Source organism: Mycolicibacterium arcueilense, from assembly GCF_058536225.1.
The window spans coordinates 757,951-775,401 of sequence record NZ_JBZTYL010000007.1; the positions used below are offsets into that span (position 1 = coordinate 757,951).

General features: G+C 66.6%; 15 protein-coding genes. 13 read left to right on the top strand and 2 right to left on the bottom strand.

Annotation, left to right across the window (positions count from 1 at the left end; translation table 11 throughout):
• The first annotated feature begins 51 nt into the window (after positions 1 to 51).
• From AC4LGL_RS07885 to ahcY, 5 genes are all read left to right on the top strand, one after another.
• The gene (locus tag AC4LGL_RS07885) at positions 52 to 1,206 is read left to right on the top strand and encodes an alkane 1-monooxygenase (RefSeq protein WP_491839298.1); all 1,155 of its coding nucleotides are present in this window, start codon (positions 52 to 54) and stop codon (positions 1,204 to 1,206) included.
• Positions 1,203 to 1,376, top strand: a complete 174-nt coding sequence (locus AC4LGL_RS07890) for a rubredoxin (protein WP_064928988.1) — start codon at positions 1,203 to 1,205, stop codon at positions 1,374 to 1,376. The genes AC4LGL_RS07885 and AC4LGL_RS07890 overlap by 4 nt, the downstream gene beginning before the upstream one ends.
• Positions 1,373 to 1,558, top strand: a complete 186-nt coding sequence (locus tag AC4LGL_RS07895) for a rubredoxin (protein ID WP_491838232.1) — start codon at positions 1,373 to 1,375, stop codon at positions 1,556 to 1,558. The genes AC4LGL_RS07890 and AC4LGL_RS07895 overlap by 4 nt, the downstream gene beginning before the upstream one ends.
• A 53-nt stretch (positions 1,559 to 1,611) precedes the next feature.
• Positions 1,612 to 2,235 carry a TetR family transcriptional regulator AlkX gene (gene alkX / locus AC4LGL_RS07900; protein ID WP_055111995.1) on the top strand — a complete coding sequence of 208 codons (624 nt, stop codon included), beginning with the start codon at positions 1,612 to 1,614 and terminating at the stop codon, positions 2,233 to 2,235.
• A 136-nt stretch (positions 2,236 to 2,371) separates the two neighbouring features.
• Positions 2,372 to 3,832 (top strand): adenosylhomocysteinase, encoded by a 1,461-nt coding sequence (gene ahcY, locus AC4LGL_RS07905; protein WP_491838233.1) that lies wholly within the window; start codon positions 2,372 to 2,374, stop codon positions 3,830 to 3,832.
• A 77-nt stretch (positions 3,833 to 3,909) separates the two neighbouring features.
• Here the strand turns inward: ahcY and gjpA are convergent, their stop codons facing one another.
• Positions 3,910 to 5,703, bottom strand: a complete 1,794-nt coding sequence (gene gjpA / locus AC4LGL_RS07910; RefSeq protein ID WP_491838234.1) for an outer membrane porin GjpA — start codon at positions 5,701 to 5,703, stop codon at positions 3,910 to 3,912.
• Between the two features lie 536 nt (positions 5,704 to 6,239).
• Entirely contained in the window at positions 6,240 to 8,087 is a 1,848-nt protein-coding gene (locus tag AC4LGL_RS07915; protein WP_491838235.1) for a fatty acyl-AMP ligase, read from the bottom strand.
• Positions 8,088 to 8,220: 133 nt separating this feature from the next.
• Between AC4LGL_RS07915 and AC4LGL_RS07920 the strand changes: the two genes are divergently transcribed.
• The 8 genes from AC4LGL_RS07920 (at position 8,221) to hpf (ending at position 17,404) form a co-directional block, all read left to right on the top strand.
• Positions 8,221 to 9,441: an AAA family ATPase gene (locus AC4LGL_RS07920; protein WP_491838236.1), complete on the top strand. Its 1,221-nt coding sequence runs from the start codon at positions 8,221 to 8,223 to the stop codon at positions 9,439 to 9,441.
• Positions 9,438 to 10,460 (top strand): tetratricopeptide repeat protein, encoded by a 1,023-nt coding sequence (locus AC4LGL_RS07925; RefSeq protein ID WP_491838237.1) that lies wholly within the window; start codon positions 9,438 to 9,440, stop codon positions 10,458 to 10,460. The genes AC4LGL_RS07920 and AC4LGL_RS07925 overlap by 4 nt, the downstream gene beginning before the upstream one ends.
• Positions 10,461 to 10,638: 178 nt before the next feature.
• Positions 10,639 to 11,271 (top strand): dTMP kinase, encoded by a 633-nt coding sequence (locus AC4LGL_RS07930; protein ID WP_491838238.1) that lies wholly within the window; start codon positions 10,639 to 10,641, stop codon positions 11,269 to 11,271.
• A gap of 52 nt (positions 11,272 to 11,323) precedes the next feature.
• Positions 11,324 to 12,010, top strand: a complete 687-nt coding sequence (mtrA, locus tag AC4LGL_RS07935; RefSeq protein WP_019343547.1) for a two-component system response regulator MtrA — start codon at positions 11,324 to 11,326, stop codon at positions 12,008 to 12,010.
• Between the two features lie 46 nt (positions 12,011 to 12,056).
• Entirely contained in the window at positions 12,057 to 13,718 is a 1,662-nt protein-coding gene (mtrB, locus tag AC4LGL_RS07940) for an MtrAB system histidine kinase MtrB (protein ID WP_064886498.1), read from the top strand.
• Positions 13,715 to 15,475 (top strand): MtrAB system accessory lipoprotein LpqB, encoded by a 1,761-nt coding sequence (gene lpqB / locus AC4LGL_RS07945; RefSeq protein WP_491838239.1) that lies wholly within the window; start codon positions 13,715 to 13,717, stop codon positions 15,473 to 15,475. The genes mtrB and lpqB overlap by 4 nt, the downstream gene beginning before the upstream one ends.
• A 318-nt stretch (positions 15,476 to 15,793) precedes the next feature.
• Positions 15,794 to 16,423 carry a ComF family protein gene (locus AC4LGL_RS07950; RefSeq protein WP_491839299.1) on the top strand — a complete coding sequence of 210 codons (630 nt, stop codon included), beginning with the start codon at positions 15,794 to 15,796 and terminating at the stop codon, positions 16,421 to 16,423.
• Between the two features lie 297 nt (positions 16,424 to 16,720).
• Positions 16,721 to 17,404: a ribosome hibernation-promoting factor, HPF/YfiA family gene (gene hpf / locus AC4LGL_RS07955; protein WP_491838240.1), complete on the top strand. Its 684-nt coding sequence runs from the start codon at positions 16,721 to 16,723 to the stop codon at positions 17,402 to 17,404.
• Positions 17,405 to 17,451: the final 47 nt, after the last annotated feature.

A 17,451-nucleotide genomic window follows, 5' to 3' on the forward strand; every position in this document is an offset into this window, starting at 1 on the left:
GACGTCGCAGACGTCGGCCAATGGCGGGACAAGAAGCGGCATCTGTGGCTCATGGGGCTGATCGCCCCGACGGCGATCTTCGTGATGCTGCCGCTGGTCTGGGGGCTCAACCAGCTCGGCTGGCACACCGCCGCCCAGGTGCCTCTGTGGATCGGTCCGATCCTGCTCTACGTGCTGCTGCCGCTGCTGGATCTGCGGTTCGGGCCCGACGGCCAGAACCCGCCCGACGAGGTGATGGAGCAGCTGGAGAACGACAAGTACTACCGCTACTGCACCTACGTCTACATTCCGTTCCAGTACGCGAGCGTCATCATGGGCGCGTATCTGTTCACCGCGTCCGACCTCAGCTGGCTCGGGTTCGACGGCGGACTGGGCTGGCCGGCCAAGATCGGTATCGCACTGTCGGTGGGGGTGCTCGGAGGGGTGGGCATCAACACCGCACACGAGATGGGGCACAAGCGAGACTCGCTGGAGCGCTGGCTGTCCAAGATCACGCTGGCCCAGACCTGGTACGGCCACTTCTACATCGAGCACAACCGCGGACACCACGTCCGGGTCGCCACGCCCGAGGACCCGGCTTCGGCCCGCTTCGGTGAGACCTTCTGGGAGTTCCTGCCGCGCAGCGTGTTCGGCAGTCTGCGCTCGTCGTGGGAGTTGGAGGCCCAGCGGTTGCGCCGGCAGGACAAGTCGCCGTGGCACTGGTCGAACGATGTGCTCAACGCGTGGGCGATGTCGGTGGTGTTCTTCGGCATCCTGATCGCGGTGTTCGGACCCGCGCTGATCCCGTTCATCATCATCCAGGCCATCTACGGCTTCAGCCTGCTGGAATCGGTGAACTACCTCGAGCACTACGGGCTGCTGCGGCAGAAGATGGCCAGCGGTCGCTACGAGCGGTGCGCCCCGGTGCACAGCTGGAACTCCGACCACATCGTGACCAACCTGTTCCTGTATCACCTGCAGCGGCACAGTGATCACCACGCCAACCCCACGCGCCGCTATCAGACACTGCGCAGCATCGATGGCGCGCCCAACCTGCCCAGCGGGTATGCGTCGCTGATCGGGCTCACCTACCTGCCGCCGTTGTGGCGCAAGCTGATGGACCACCGGGTGCTGGAGCATTACGACGGTGACATCACCCGGGTGAACATCCAGCCGCGGCTGCGGGCGAAGGTGTTGGCTCGCTACGGGGCCGGTGATGCCGCGTGAGCGCCTACGAGTGCCCGGGCTGCGGCTACGTGTACGACGAAGCGAAAGGCGCCCCGCGCGAAGGCTTTCCGGCCGGAACGCCGTGGAGCGACGTGCCCGACGACTGGTGCTGCCCGGACTGCGCGGTGCGGGAGAAGATCGACTTCGAACCGATGGGAGCAGTGAAATGACCGAGCCGTACAAGCTGTACATCTGCGTCCAGTGCGGATTCGAGTACGACGAGGCGAAGGGCTGGCCGGAGGACGGCATCGCCCCGGGGACCCGGTGGGATGACATCCCCGAAGACTGGAGCTGCCCGGATTGCGGCGCTGCGAAGACCGATTTCGAGATGGTCGAGGTCGCACGGCCTTGACGGCTTCGAGCGACGGGCTCGAAACACGGGCGGAAAGCGATATTGTCGCCCGTGTGAGTCGGCCGCGAGACAAACAACGCATCCCCTATGCGGAGGCATCCAGGGTGCTGCTGCGCGATTCGATTCTCGACGGCATGCGGGAACTGCTGTTGACCCGCGACTGGTCGGCCATCACGCTCTCGCACGTGGCCCAGGTCGCGGGGATCAGCCGTCAGACGATCTACAACGAGTTCGGCTCCCGGCAGGGGCTGGCCGAGGGTTATGCCATGCGTCTGGCGGACCGGCTCGTCGACGCGGTCGACAATGCGATCAACAACAACGTCGGCGAGGTGCACGCGGCGTTCCTGGAGGGGTTCCGGGCGTTCTTCCTGGAATCGGCCGCTGATCCGCTGGTGATCTCGCTGCTCACCGGTGCTTCCAAGCCCGACCTGCTCCAGATCATCACCACCGGCAGCGGCCCGATCATCTCCCGATGCTCTGCCCGGTTGACCGGAACCTTTCAGAACAGCTGGATGAAAGCCAGTGACGAAGACGCCGGGGTGCTGGCCCGGGCGATCGTGCGCCTGGCGATGAGTTACGTGTCGATGCCGCCCGAGGCGGACCACGACGTGGCCGGTGACCTGGCCCGACTCATGACGCCTTTCGCCGAGCGCTACGGTGTCATAGATACCCCGTAGCTGTCAGAGCGCCGCTGCCGTTACTCCGCATGAGCGCCTGTCCCGCGAGCCCGCAGGCTAGAGGTATCTGCGTGTGGCGTCGCCGTCGGGCGCGTCTGCGCGCGTGCAAGCAATCACGACTGAAAGAGGGCTCTACATGACCGAGTTGAAGGCCGACAGCCTCAACGGTATCGACTACAAGGTGGCCGACCTCTCGCTGGCCGAATTCGGCCGCAAGGAGATCCGCCTGGCCGAGCACGAGATGCCCGGCCTCATGGCTCTGCGCCGCGAGTACCACGACGTGCAGCCGCTCAAGGGCGCCCGCATCTCCGGGTCACTGCACATGACCGTGCAGACCGCGGTGCTGATCGAGACGCTGGTTGCTCTCGGCGCCGAAGTGCGATGGGCTTCCTGCAACATCTTCTCCACCCAGGACCATGCCGCCGCGGCGGTCGTCGTCGGTCCGAACGGCACCCCGGAGGAGCCCAAGGGCACCCCCGTGTTCGCCTGGAAGGGCGAGACGCTGGAGGAGTACTGGTGGGCCGCCGAGCAGATGCTCACCTGGGAGGGTGAGCCGGCGAACATGATCCTCGACGACGGCGGCGACGCCACCATGCTCGTGCTGCGTGGCGCCGAGTACGAGAAGGCCGGCGTGGTCCCGCCCTCAGAGGAAGACGACTCGGCCGAGTGGAAGGTCTTCCTGGCCCTGGTGCGCAAGCGCTTCGAGACCGAGAAGGACAAGTGGACCAAGATCGCCGCGTCGGTCAAGGGTGTCACCGAGGAGACCACCACCGGCGTGCTGCGGCTGTACCAGTTCGCCGCCGCGGGTGAGCTGGCGTTCCCGGCCATCAACGTCAACGACTCGGTCACCAAGAGCAAGTTCGACAACAAGTACGGCACCCGGCACTCGCTGGTCGACGGCATCAACCGTGGTACCGACGCGCTGATCGGTGGCAAGAAGGTGCTGATCTGCGGCTACGGCGACGTGGGCAAGGGCTGTGCCGAGTCGCTCGCCGGTCAGGGCGCGCGCGTGCAGGTCACCGAGGTCGACCCGATCAACGCCCTGCAGGCGCTGATGGACGGTTACGACGTGGTGACCGTCGAAGAGGCGATCGGCAACGCCGACATCGTGGTGACCGCGACCGGCAACTTCGACATCATCCTGCTCGAGCACATGAAGGCGATGAAGGACCACGCGATCCTGGGCAACATCGGCCACTTCGACAACGAGATCGACATGGCGGCCCTGGAGAAGTCGGGCGCTACGCGGTTGAACATCAAGCCGCAGGTCGACCAGTGGACCTTCGGCGACTCGGGTAAGTCGATCATCGTGCTGAGCGAGGGCCGTCTGCTCAACCTCGGAAACGCCACGGGCCACCCGTCGTTCGTGATGAGCAACAGCTTCTCGAACCAGGTGATCGCCCAGATCGAGCTGTGGACCAAGAACGACGAGTACGACAACGAGGTCTACCGCCTGGCCAAGCACCTCGATGAGAAGGTGGCGCGCATCCACGTCGAGGCGCTGGGTGGCTCGCTGACCAAGCTCACCAAGGAGCAGGCCGAGTACATCGGCGTCGACGTCGACGGCCCGTACAAGCCGGAGCACTACCGCTACTGAGTTACCGAGGTAGCACGACCAGACGGAAAAATGCCCCAAATCAAGCGATTTGGGGCATTTTTCCGTCTGCTGTCCAGTTACTTCTTGTTGTCGTGCTTGCTCTTGCTGCCGGCGTCCTTCTTGGCCGGCTTCTTGGATTCGGAACCGGAGCTGGACACACCGGCACTCGAACCGCTTGAGCTGGAGGCAGATTCGCTGGACTTGCGGGTGCTGTTCGCGCCCAGTCCGTTGCGGACGTTCTTCACCGCATCCTTGACGCCCTTGACCAGATTGCTGCGCGGGGTCTTGTCCGTCGGGTCGGCCGTCCGGGTCGACGGCGCCTTCAGGCGGGTCTGGGCCTTCGGTGTCGCCTTCGCTACCGTCCCGACCTCGTCCGCCGATTCCGCTGCCGTTCCGGCGGTCTCGTCGGTGGTGCCAGACTCGTCAGCGGTATCGACCTTGGCGGCGGCCGGAGCCTTGGCGGCATCCGCGGTCGCGGGTACGGCGGCCGGCTTCTCCAGCGCCACCGTGACCGTCTTGTTCGCGGTCGTGTGCGTCAGCTCGGTGGCCGCTGCGATGGCATTGGCGGCCGAACTGTCGGTGACCGAACTGTCGGCATCCGTGACCGGAGCGGCAGCCAGGTCGGCGGCCTCCTCGGTGCCCGTGGTGAGGCCTTGCAGCTTCTTGACGATGTTCTCGACAGCGGCACCCTTCAACGCTTCACGAAGTTTGGTGACGCCTGCGCTTTCGGCGATGTCGCTCAGCGGATCGCCGAATGCCAGCGGGTTCAGCCCGACCAGCGGGGGCTTCGGGGCTGGTGCATTCCCCTTGCCGTCGTAGTCGTCCCAGCCGCTGCCGAGCAGCACGCCGACCGTCTGCGACAGCCCCTGCAGGGCGCCGATCGGGCCGACGGCCTCACCCTTGACCGAGATGGGGATACCGGCGAACTTGATGTCCAGGCCGAGGCTGTTGAAGATCGATCCACCGACCGAGGGGATCGTGACCTTGTTGCCCTGTTCGTCGGTGTACTCGTAGGTGCTCCGATCGGTGGAGCCCGGGGTGAGCAGACCGCCGAACGCGATGTTGAGCCCGTCGATGCTGACGCTGTCCTTGATCAGGCCCGCATCGTTGATCATCGGCGCCAGCGCATCGAGGTTGAGGTTGGCGCCGTTGAGGAAGGCGTCGACCATTCCTGCCGGCACCCCGAGCAGGCTGGAGAGCGCTGTCGTCGAGTCGCCCGCCTGCAGGGCGTTGGAGATCGCCACGGCACTGTTGAGGAGCGCCACCGCCGGGCTGACCATCGGGCCGGCGAACCCCATCATCACGCCACTCAGCGGCGAGGCCAGGACACTCATGACCGCCGAGAAGGTCTCGACGTCGACCCCTTCCTCCAGGAACGACGGGAACATGTCGAGGGCCATGCCGTGCATCCCGCCGAGGGTGTGCTTGAGCACCGCGTCCCTGGTTTCCTCGTCCGCACCGATCAGGGTGAGACCCGTGACCACCTTCATCGCATTGGCGGCGAACTGTTGCGACACGGCCTCGAAGCTCGACGGGTCATCGAAAAGCTGCTTGGCATAACCGATCTGGTTGGCGATCGCCTGCTGCAGTCCGACGCCCGGGGCCAACAGGAAGTTGTCGCCCAAGATCGTGCCGTTGGCCTTCGCGGTGTCGAAGGCAGCTTGCAGTGGCGCGAAGGGGTCCCAACCCGCTGTGAGGCGCACGGCATCGGCGTGAATGTCGTGCTGGGCAACGGCGGGGACGGGGGAGATTCCCGGGGTGGCGGCAATCAGTCCGGCGGCGGCGACAACGACGCCGGCGGCGGTGAGCCATTGACGGGTGGTTTCTTGCTTTGCACCCACGGCAGTGTGGGGCTGAGCAACGAGATGCACGGCATCTCCTTTCGCATCTGTAAATAATCGGACAGACCATAGCCCGGCGAAGTAGTTGCGGATGCAAAATTTGGGCAACGAATGTAGCCAGTTTAAGGTTCGGCGCTGCCGAGCAACGCGGTGTCGCGGGAGAAGCTGCTGTTCGCCGGGCTCGAATCCGATTTGGGCTAATAATTAGACATTTTCTTATGTCGCGAACGATCTTGTGGTGAGGCGTTGATTCACCTCGCCGAGCGGCTGGTCAGACGTCACGAGAGCGCTCGTTGTCTGTCAAAAAATTTGTCTGACAACAGAATTCATATGATTGAGCCCCGTTCCGCGTCCACGGCCGGTTCGTCGGTTATCCGGCTCGGTTGGGGCGCGCGCCCGATGCCGAGGCATATCGGTGCGGCGTCATTTTTGTGGGGATGGGCGGCAACGGCCGCTCGCGGTACCGGCGGTGCACGGACCTTGCCCACCGGATTCGCACGTGGAACCTCGTGGCCACCCGGTCGGGTGGCCGCGGTCAGCTAACAATCTTGGTCAGCTTTTAAGCTTCAGTTCTGGCTGGCGGCCTGCTGGCGGGCCGCCTCCGCCTTGATCAGCTCGGCGATCTGGATCGCGGCCTCGAGTTCCCTGGCCTTGACGAGGTCGTCGAGGGCCGACGGCCTACGCCAATGCGCCACGGGCGCGATCTCGTCGTCGAGCAACTGTTGCCGGCACCGGCCCCGTTGGATCTTGCCGCTCGACGTCGTCGGAATCGACAGATGTTCCACCAGCAGAACCGAGTTCGGCTCGACTCCGTATCGCGCGGTCACCGCGGTCCGGATCGCATCGGCCACCGCGGAGAGGTCGCCCGATCCTTCGGGTCGGCGCGCCACCTCCTGCACGATCACCATCTGTTCGACCGCCCCCAGGCCGGGGGTGATCGCGAAGACGGCGCCGCGGCCGGAGACGAGTGTCGGATGGCAGTCCTGCACCGTCCGCTCGATGTCGTTGGGGTAGTAGTTGCCGCCGCGGATGACGACGAGGTCCTTGCAGCGTCCCGTGATGTACAGCTCGCCCGAACGCAGGAAACCCAGATCGCCGGTGCGCAGGAACGGGCCGCCGGATTCGTCCGGGAGCGTCGCCGAAAACGTCTGCGTCGTCTCGTCCGGCCGGGCCCAATAGCCCCAACCGACGCTCGGCCCGGCGATCCAGATCTCACCCACCTGGTCCGCGTCGCACGGCCGGTGGGTCAACGGATCGACGATGACCACGTGCTGGCCGCCTCGCGGTTGGCCGCACCCCACCAACGCGACCGCGGACGGATGTCCCGGCTCGGCATCGACAACGCGATCCGCCTGAAGTTCGGTGCGATCGACGTGTGCAACGACCGGCAGCGCGGAGTCCGACCCGCCGGACACCAGCAAGGTTGCCTCGGCGAGTCCGTACACCGGACACAGCGCCTCCGGCCGGAAGCCCGCCGGTGCGAACGCCTCGGCGAACTTCTCCAGCGTGGCGGCCTGTACCGGTTCGGCGCCGTTCATGGCGGTGGCCAGGCTGGACAGATCGAGCGCCGCGCGCTGCTCTGCGGTGCTCTCGTCGACACACCGGTCGTAGGCGAAGTTCGGTGCGGCGGTGAAGGTTGCGCGAAGCCGGGAAATCGCCTCCAGCCAGCCCATCGGCCGTTTGACGAAGGAAGACGGCGACATCAGATGGGTGGTGCACCCGACGTAGATCATCGAGAGGATCCCGCCGATCAGCCCCATGTCGTGGTGCGACGGCAGCCAGAACACGCTGGTTGCGGTGTCGTCGCCGTGCCATACCTGGCGGATCGACTCCATGTTGTGGAGAAGGTTGCGGTGCGTCAGGGCGACGCCCTTCGGAGTGGTGGTGGAGCCGGACGTGTACTGCACCATGGCGATCGCATCCGGGTCGAGGTCGGGTGCTGTCCAGCCGCTGCCCTCTGCGGCGGTGCCGTCCACCTCATCGGTGCGGACCCACCGCAGGTCACGCCCCTCGGCCAACTCGTCGATCGCAGCCTTGATCTTCCCCTGCGTCTCGGCCGTGGCCAGGGCGAAGCGCGCATGAGCGTCGGGCACCACCGAGGACAGGCGTGGAGCCAACCGCTCGTGCACCGGCACGGCGACAGCGCCCGCGTAGATGCAGCCGAAGAACCCGGCGACGGAATCCAGTCCGGGCCGGCACAGCACCAGGACGCGTTCACCGGCGGCACCCAGGTCTTGCAGGGTGGACGCGATCGCGCGGGCGCGGCGGTCCAGGTCGCGGTAGGTCAGCTGGGTGCGGTTCTGGTCGTCGCCGTCGTAGGAGAAGCTGAACGCAACCTTGTCCTGATACGTCGCGGCTCGCTGCTGCAGCAGGTCCAGCAAGGTGGCTGCAGCAAGCGCTGTGTTCTGGTACATCCGCTACCTCATACGTCGGCGATTCCTGGAATCAGGCGACCGTACCGGACGCCTTGGAGGGCCCTCGGATTACCCGCAGGAGCGGCGTCGAGCTCCGGATAGGATTTTCACCAGCGATCGATCGGGGGTGTACATGGCTGAGGACGCAGTCATCCAGGAGTTAGCTGCCGCTGTCGAACGCAGCCCAGAGCTGGCGGAGTTGCGCCTGCACCTGGCTGCTTTGTTGGTCGAACGGGGCCGCTATGCCGAGGCGCTGACACATTGCAGCGCAGTGCTGGCCCAGGACTCCTCGAACACCAGGGCCGTGACACTGCTGCAGCAGTGCAGCGCCGGCCTGGCTGGTGCGTCAGCGCCCGCTGCAACCGCGGAGCCCGCTCGCGGCTTCGACTGGACGGCGGCCGAGAAAGAGGTCGCCGACATCGTCAAACCGGCATTTGTCTCCGAACTCGCCGAAGCCGTCAACGAGGACGACTACGACGCACTGCAGCGCACGTCGGTCCGGCTCGACGACATCGCGGGGATGGCCGAGGTCAAGAAACAGCTCGAGCTCTCACTGCTGGGCCCCATCCGCAATCCCGAGCTGATGAAGGCCTTCAAGGTGTCCGCGCGCGGCGGGCTGCTGCTGTACGGCCCGCCCGGATGCGGCAAGTCCTTCATCGCCAAGGCGGTGTCCGGCGAGCTCGGGGCGAACTTCTATCAGGTCGGCATCGCCGACGTGTTGTCCCGTTGGCTCGGCGAGAGCGAACACAGCGTCCGGTCGATCTTCGACAACGCGCGTCGCAACGCGCCCTGCGTGCTGTTCTTCGACGAGGTGGATGCGCTCGGCCATCGTCGTTCGGCACTGAGCGGGTCCGCCGGGTTAAGGACTGTCGTGAACGCCCTTCTGGAAGAACTGGATTCGGCCACATCCAACAACGACGGCGTCTACGTGCTGGGCGCCACCAACGCGCCATGGGATGTCGACGCCGCGTTGCGCAGGCCCGGCCGGTTCGACCGGATGATCTTCGTGTCACTGCCTGACGTCGATGCGCGTGCGGCAATCATGAAACTGCATCTGCAGGACCGGCCGGTGGAGGGCATCAACCTGGCGTCGGTGGCCAAACGTACTGACGGCTTCTCCGGCGCCGATCTGGCCCATATCTGTGATACCGCAACGCAATTGGCGATGGCCGAATCCCTGCGAAGCGGTCAGGTGCGGCCCGTTCAGATGTCCGATATCGACGCCGCAGTGGCTCAGATCCGGCCGTCGACCGGGCCGTGGTTCGAGACCGCACGCAACGTCGTGGAGTTCAGCAACCGCGACGGCACCTACGACGATCTCGCAAAGTACATGCGGCGGAACAAACTTCGGTGACGTCGGCTGCCGCCGGCCCCGGCGATGTCGCCGAGGCGTATCTGGAGACCAGGAACTATCGGCGGGCCGCCGAAGTGTTGCAGTCCGCGCTTGCCGAAGATCCGAACAACGCCGGACTCCTTGCGCAGTACGCCCGTGCGCTCCTGGGGTTGAAGGACTACCACGGTGCGGCACAGGCCGCGTATTCGGCGTTGGCCGCCGCTCCCGGCGACGAACACGTGATGCGCGTGTATGCCCTCGCACTGAACGGACAGGGGCGGCGGCAGGAAGCGCTGCAGATGGCGTGGAAGGCAGCCACGGAGAATCCGCACATCTATTCCGTGCATTACACCTACGCCGGCCTGTTGCACGAGGCCGGGCGGTCGCGCGAGGCGCTCGACGTGATCGACGAAGCTCTCCGGTTGCACCCCGAGTCGGTGGACTCGCTGGTGCTGCGCGGTGACATCCACCGGGCGCTGGGGAGTTCCACCGCTGCCGAGGACAACTACCAGGCAGCCTTGCGGCTGGAGCCCGACCACGCCTCGGCAGTCCACAATCTAGCGGTCGCCAGGCTGAAGTGGGGCAAGTTGACGACGTCGATCAACGGCTTCCTCGGGGCGGGCCGGCTGGACCCGGGACTGGGCGCGTTGGCCCGCCGCAACATCGGGGTGGTGCTGATCCGCGTACTGCGCGTTTCCACGGCGTGTGTCATCTTCCTGGCATTCGCGATGATCTCCGTGATGGCCGCGCACGGCGATTCCCAACCGACCGTGGTACCAAGGATTTTCACCGCCTTGCTGACGCTCGGGTTGGTGGCGGTGATCGCCTGGCTCGTGCGCAGCGTGCCGCGCTCGACGCTGCGTGCAGTGTTACGTGAGCGAACCTTCCTGGCCGTCCGCCTACTGTTCCTGGTGTTCGCGATCGTCGCGGGGGTGGCCACCGTGGTGGTGGGATCGACTCCGCTGACAGATCTCTCGGGCCCGTTGTTGTTGTTCGGGGCCGTGTGTCTGCGGGTGTACGGCTGGCTGAGCGGTCAGTAGGGGATGGCAAGTGGAGCAGGTAACCATCGCCTTCGACATAGACGGGACGTTGCGGGACAACACGATCACCGATGGCTACGTGGCCAACGAGCTGCCACTCCAGCGTGACGCTCGAGGGCTGGCGCCACTCTGGCGTGACATTGGGGGGCGACGGCCGCCGCAGAGCTAGGCTCGCGGGGTGCTCATTGCGATCGAGGGTGTCGACGGCGCAGGCAAACGTACGTTGACGGGTGGCCTTCGGGCCGCGTTCGAGGCCGACCACCTCTCCGTCGGCACCCTGGCGTTCCCGCGTTATCACCGCTCGGTGCCCGCGGACCTGGCCGCCGAGGCGCTGCACGGCGCCCACGGCGATCTGGCCGAATCCGTCTACGCGATGGCGACTCTGTTCGCGCTCGACCGCGCCGGTGCCCGGGAGGAGATCGAACATCTCCAGGCGGCCTATGACGTCGTCATCCTGGATCGCTACGTGGCGTCCAACGCCGCCTACAGCGCGGCCCGGCTCCACCAGGGCGCCGACGGGGAGGCGGTGGCCTGGGTGCGTGAGCTCGAGTTCGACCGTCTCGAACTCCCCAGCCCGGATTGGCAGATTCTGCTCGACGTCCCGACCGAGCTGGCTGCTGCGCGGGCCGAGCATCGCGCCAACACCGAGGTCGACCGCGCCAAGGACGCCTACGAGCGCGACGGCGGGCTGCAACAGCGCACCGGTGCGGTGTATGCCGCGCTGGCAGCCGCCGACTGGTGCGGCCGATGGGCGGTCGCGGGCCCCGATGTGGACCCGGCGGCCTTGGCGGGGCGGCTAAGCAGCAGATAAAGCGGAGAAACCCGCGTGTGGTACCCCGGTTTTATCGCGATCGGGTGACACCATGGACACCATGAGGCAAAGGATCCTTGTCGTCGACGACGACCCATCGCTGGCCGAGATGCTCACCATCGTCTTGCGTGGTGAGGGATTCGACACCGCGGTCATCGGCGATGGCAGCCAGGCGCTGACAGCGGTCCGCGAATTGCGGCCTGACCTGGTCCTGTTGGATCTGATGCTGCCCGGCATGAACGGGATCGACGTGTGCCGGGTGCTCCGTGCCGACTCCGGCGTGCCCATCGTCATGCTGACGGCCAAGACCGATACCGTTGACGTGGTACTCGGCCTGGAGTCCGGCGCCGACGACTACGTGATGAAGCCTTTCAAGCCGAAGGAGCTGGTGGCCCGGGTGCGCGCGCGTCTGCGCCGCAACGAGGACGAGCCTGCCGAGCTGCTCTCGATCAACGATGTCGAGATCGACGTGCCCGCCCACAAGGTGACCCGGCAGGGCGAGCAGATTTCGCTGACACCGCTGGAGTTCGACCTGCTGGTGGCGCTGGCACGCAAACCACGCCAGGTGTTTACTCGTGATGTGCTGCTCGAACAGGTGTGGGGATATCGCCACCCCGCTGACACCCGTTTGGTGAACGTGCATGTCCAGCGGTTGCGGGCCAAGGTCGAGAAAGACCCGGAGAACCCGCAGGTGGTATTGACCGTTCGAGGAGTGGGATACAAGGCCGGACCGCCGTGACAGGACGGCTCGCCGTCGCCGTGACGCTCACCGCCCGGCGGTGGCCGTGATCTTCAGCTCCAGGCGCCGCATCCGTGGCCGCTGGGGAGGTTCTGGTCCGCTGTTGCGCGGATTGGGGACGCTCGGACGGGCAGTGAGCCTGGTCTGGCGCCGTTCGCTGCAACTGCGGGTCGTGACGCTGACCCTGGGGCTCTCGCTCGCCGTCATCCTGGTGCTCGGCTTCGTGCTGACCAGCCAGATCACCGACCGGATCCTCGAGGTCAAGGTCAAGGCCGCCACCGAGGAGGTGGAACGGGCCCGCGTCACGGTCGGCGGCATCGTCGGCGGTGAGGAGAGCCGGTCGCTCGACAGCAGTCTGCAGTTGGCCCGGAACACCCTGATCGATCGCAAGGCCGACGCTCGAGCGGATGTGGCCGGTGCGTTCGACGCGGTGCTCATGGTCCCCGGCGACGGGCCGCGCGAAGCCGCTGCGGCCGGGCCGGTGCAACAGGTGCCCAAGGCGCTACGTGACTTCGTCAAGGCCGGACAGGTCAGCTACCAGTACACCCCGGTCGCCACCGATGCATTCTCCGGTCCTGCGCTGATCGTCGGCAGCCCGGCGTCCTCGTCGGTGCCCAATCTTGAGCTGTACCTGATCTTTCCGCTGAACAACGAGGAAAGCACCATCTCCCTGGTGCGCGGCACCATGGCGACCGGCGGCGTGGTGCTGCTCGGTCTGCTGGCGGCGATCGCTCTGGTGGTGGCCCGTCAGATCGTGCAGCCGGTCCGGTCCGCCTCACGGATCGCCGAGCGGTTCGCCGAAGGCCACCTCACCGAGCGGATGCCGGTGCGCGGCGAGGACGACATGGCCCGGCTCGCGGTGTCGTTCAACGACATGGCCGAGAGCCTGTCCCGTCAGATCCAGCAGCTCGAGGAATTCGGTAACCTGCAGCGCCGCTTCACCTCTGACGTCAGCCATGAACTGCGGACCCCGCTGACCACGGTGCGCATGGCCGCCGACCTGATCCACGATCACAGCGAGGACCTCGACCCCGCCCTGCGCCGGTCCACCGAGCTGATGGTCAACGAGCTGGACCGGTTCGAGACCCTGCTGGCCGACCTCCTGGAGATCTCCCGCCACGACGCCGGCGTGGCCGAGCTGTCGGTGGAGTCGGTGGATCTGCGGACGACGGTGCAGAGCGCGCTGGACAACGTCGGACACCTGGCGGCCGATGCCGAGGTCGAGCTCGACGTCAACATGCCGGGTGACGAGGTGATCGCCGAGGTGGATCCGCGTCGGGTGGAACGGATCTTGCGCAACCTCATCGCCAACGCCATCGACCACGCCGAACGCAAACCGGTGCGCATCCGGATGGCTGCCGACGAGGACACCGTCGCCGTCACCGTGCGCGATTACGGTGTCGGCCTGCGTCCCGGCGAGGAGAAGCTGGTGTTCAGCCGGTTCTGGCGGTCCGACCCGTCCCGGGTGCGCCGCTCCGGTGGCACCGGCCTCGGCCTGGCCATCAGCATCGAGGATGCGCGCCTGCACCAGGGCCGGTTGGAGGCCTGGGGTGAACCCGGCAAGGGAGCCTGCTTCCGTCTGACGCTGCCACTGGTGCGCGGCCACAAGGTGACCACCAGCCCGCTGCCGCTGAAACCTGCTTCGCAGCAGCAGAAGTCGCGGCAGCGTCCCAACCGCGACCGCGAGCATGCGGAGGAGAACGTGTGAAGCGCCTACTGACGGTGGTGGTCGTCGGTCTGGTAGTTCTGGTGTCCGGATGCGCCGGAATTCCGAATTCGTCCTCCCCTCAAGCGATCGGCACCGTCGACCGGCCGGCGCCACCGAACCTGCCGAAACCGGCGCCGGGCATGGATCCCGACGTTCTCCTGCGCGAATTCCTCAAGGCCACCGCCGATCCCGCGAACCGGCACCTCGCGGCCCGGCAGTTCCTCACCGAGTCGGCGTCCAGCTCGTGGGACGATGCCGGCAGCGCACTGCTGCTCGACCGCGTGGTGTTCGTCGAAACCCGTGGTGCGGACCGGGTTTCGGTGAGCATGCGGGCAGACATCCTGGGATCCCTGTCCGACATGGGGGTGTTCGAGACCGGGGAGGGGGCACTGCCCGACCCCGGCCCGATCGAGCTGGTCCAGACTCCGGCCGGTTGGCGCATCGACCGGCTGCCCAACGGGGTTTTCCTTGACTGGCAACAGTTTCAGTCCACCTACAAGCGCAACACGCTCTACTTCGTCGACCCGACCGGAACCACGGTCGTACCGGACCCGCGTTATGTCGCGGTGTCCGATCCCGACCAGTTGGCCACCGAACTGATCTCCAAACTGGTTTCCGGACCTCGCCCGGAGATCGCCAGGGCCGTGCGTAATCTGCTCGACGCACCATTGCGGCTGCGTGGTCCGGTCACCCGGGCCGACGGTGGAAAGACCGGAGTGGGGCGCGGCTACGGCGGCGCCCGAATCGACCTCGAGAACCTCTCGACCACCGATCCGCACAGCAGGCAACTGCTCGCCGCACAGATCATCTGGACCCTGTCGCGGGCCGGGATCAGTGGGCCTTACGTGATCAACGTCGACGGTGCCCCGCTGGACGACCGGTTCGCCGACGGCTGGGAGACCTCCGACGTCGCGGCCACCGACCCGGGGGCGGTGCCCGGCGCGGCCGCCGGCCTGCACGCACTGGTCGGCGGATCGCTGGTGGCGTTGGACGGGCAGAGCACCACCCGTGTGCCCGGCGCGTTCGGTTCGGCACCCAATCAGAAGTCGGCAGCGGTGTCGCGCAATGGTCAGGATGCGGCGTCCGTCGTCGTGTTGCCCGATGCCCCGGAGGCGACGGCCGCCTCGCTGTGGATGGGGCCGCTCGGGGGCCCCACCGCCATGGCCATCGAGGGCCGCACCCTGAGTCGCCCGAGTTGGTCGCTGGACCAGGCCGTGTGGGTGGTGGTCGACGACGTCAACGTGGTCCGCGCCATCCGCGACGCGTCCGGTGTGCCCGCCCGTATCCCCGTCGACGCGGCGGCCGTGGTCACCCGATATCCCGGCCCCATCACCGAACTGCAGCTGTCGCGGGACGGCACCCGCGCGGCGATGGTGATCGGTGGGCAGGTGATCCTGGCCGGGATCGAGCGGACACCGGAAGGCCAGTTCCTGCTGACCTATCCGCGGCGCCTCGGCTTCGGCCTGGGCAACACGGTGGTGTCGCTGTCGTGGCGTACCGGCGACGACATCGTGGTCAGCCGGACCGATCCGGCGCACCCGGTGTCCTACGTGAATCTCGACGGGGTGAACTCGGACGGGCCCAGCCGCAATCTGCAGGTCCCGGTGGGCATGGTGGCCGCGAATCCGTCGACGGTCTACGTCGCCGACCAGCGCGGGGTGATGCAGTTGTCCGCATCGGTCAGTGAGGACAACCCCGGGTGGGTCGAGGTGCGGCCGCTGATGGTTCCCGGCTCGTTGCCCGTGCTGCCGGGTTGATTCGTCGGCGGACTCCTGCGGCGCGCACCGCGCCATCGCGCACCGCGCCATCGCGCACCGTGCCGGTTTCTACGTGAGGGTTGTGCCGCGGCGCTCGTCGCGACCCTGCGGTGGAAATCGGCGGCGATGGGGCGAAGAACGGCTGCGCAGTTGTCGCCATTTTCGACCTGTGGGCTGTGCCGCGGCGCGCGTCGCGACCCTGCGGTGGAAATCGACGGCGAAGCGACGGGCATGCGACGAAGCGCGGCGGGCAAGCACCGCGCTCAATCGCCGGCCGAGCCCGGCGAAGATGTCGGCCCCGACGCGCAGACTGCCGGCATGCTCGACCTCATCCTGCCGCTGGAGTGCGGTGGCTGTGGGGCACCGTCGACCAGGTGGTGTGCGACGTGTGCCGCGCAGCTGAGCGTCGGCGAGGACGAGCCGCACCTGGTCACTCCGCGAACCGATCCGGGAGTTCCGGTGTTTGCCCTGGGCCGCCACGCCGGTATCCGCCGGCGCGCCATCGTGGCGGCCAAGGAACACGGCCGCAGCGACCTGATCGTCCCGCTGGCCGGCGCGCTGAATGCCGGCCTGCAGCATCTGCTGACCTGGGGCGTCATCGGCACGCCGGTGACGCTGGTCCCAGCCCCCACCCGTCTCGTCGCGGCGCGTCGGCGCGGTGGTGACCCGGTCCGCCGGATCGCCACGGCGGCGGTCGCCGGTCTACCGGGTGTCGGTGTGGTGCCCGCGCTGCGCCTGCGGCCGTGGGTGCGGGATTCGGTGGGCCTGTCGGGCGCCGCGCGCCAGCGCAACATCGCCGGCCGCGTGCGTCTGATCAGACCGGTCGCGGGTGAAGTGGTGCTGGTCGACGACATCGTCACCACCGGAGCCACGGCGGCCGAATCGGTGCGGATGCTTACCACTTCGGGGGCCGACGTGGCTGTTGTACTGGCGATTTCACACGCCTGACGCGCGCGTCATTTCGCCGAGATCAAACCCACATGAAGAACTGAGAACACGTATTTGAAATTGGTGGCACGAGTGGGTGAACACGGACTACCGTCGGCAGCAACCACCCGTGAACGACTCACGGCGGCGCCCCCGGAACGCGGCGCCACTTCACTGCCAAACGGTAGGAGGTGAGTACCCGACACCTTTCGCCGATGGGTGGAGCAAACTATTCGGCCCATCGGCACCATCTCGATTCGTTGAGAAGTAGGGCACGCGTGAACGCGTGTGACAACTGAGAGAAACGAGTTGCCGAGTATGTCAACCCATTCCCCGGACACAAGCGCCACCATGGTGGTCGACCCCGACGAGCAGGTCGGCGACACCACCCCGGAGCCGAACGCAGAGGTCGTGGTCAAAGGTCGAAACGTCGAAGTTCCCGATCACTTCCGTATCTACGTCTCGGAGAAGTTGTCGCGCCTGGAGCGGTTCGACCGCACCATCTACCTGTTCGACGTCGAACTCGACCACGAACGTAACCGCCGTCAGCGCAAAAACTGCCAGCACGTCGAGATCACGGCCCGCGGCCGTGGCCCGGTGGTGCGCGGCGAGGCCTGCGCAGACAGCTTCTATGCGGCCCTGGAATCAGCGGCCGGCAAACTCGAAAGCAGGCTCCGCAAGAGCAAGGACCGCCGCAAGATCCACTACGGCGACAAGACCCCGGTCTCGCTGGCCGAAGCAACCGCGCACGAGACGCTGTTCGAGCAGCAGCCGACCGCGACGGCCGATGCCGGATTGTCGGATGGTCTCGACGACCATGAGCCGGGCCGGATCGTACGGACCAAAGAACACCCGGCGAAGCCGATGACCGTCGACGACGCCCTCTATGAGATGGAGCTGGTCGGCCACGATTTCTTCCTGTTCCAAGACAAGGAGAGCGACCGCCCGTCGGTGGTGTATCGCCGCCACGCCTACGACTACGGGCTGATCCGTCTGGCCTGACCGCCAGAAGGCGCAGAATCGCACCTCGGAGCATTCCGGGGTGCGAT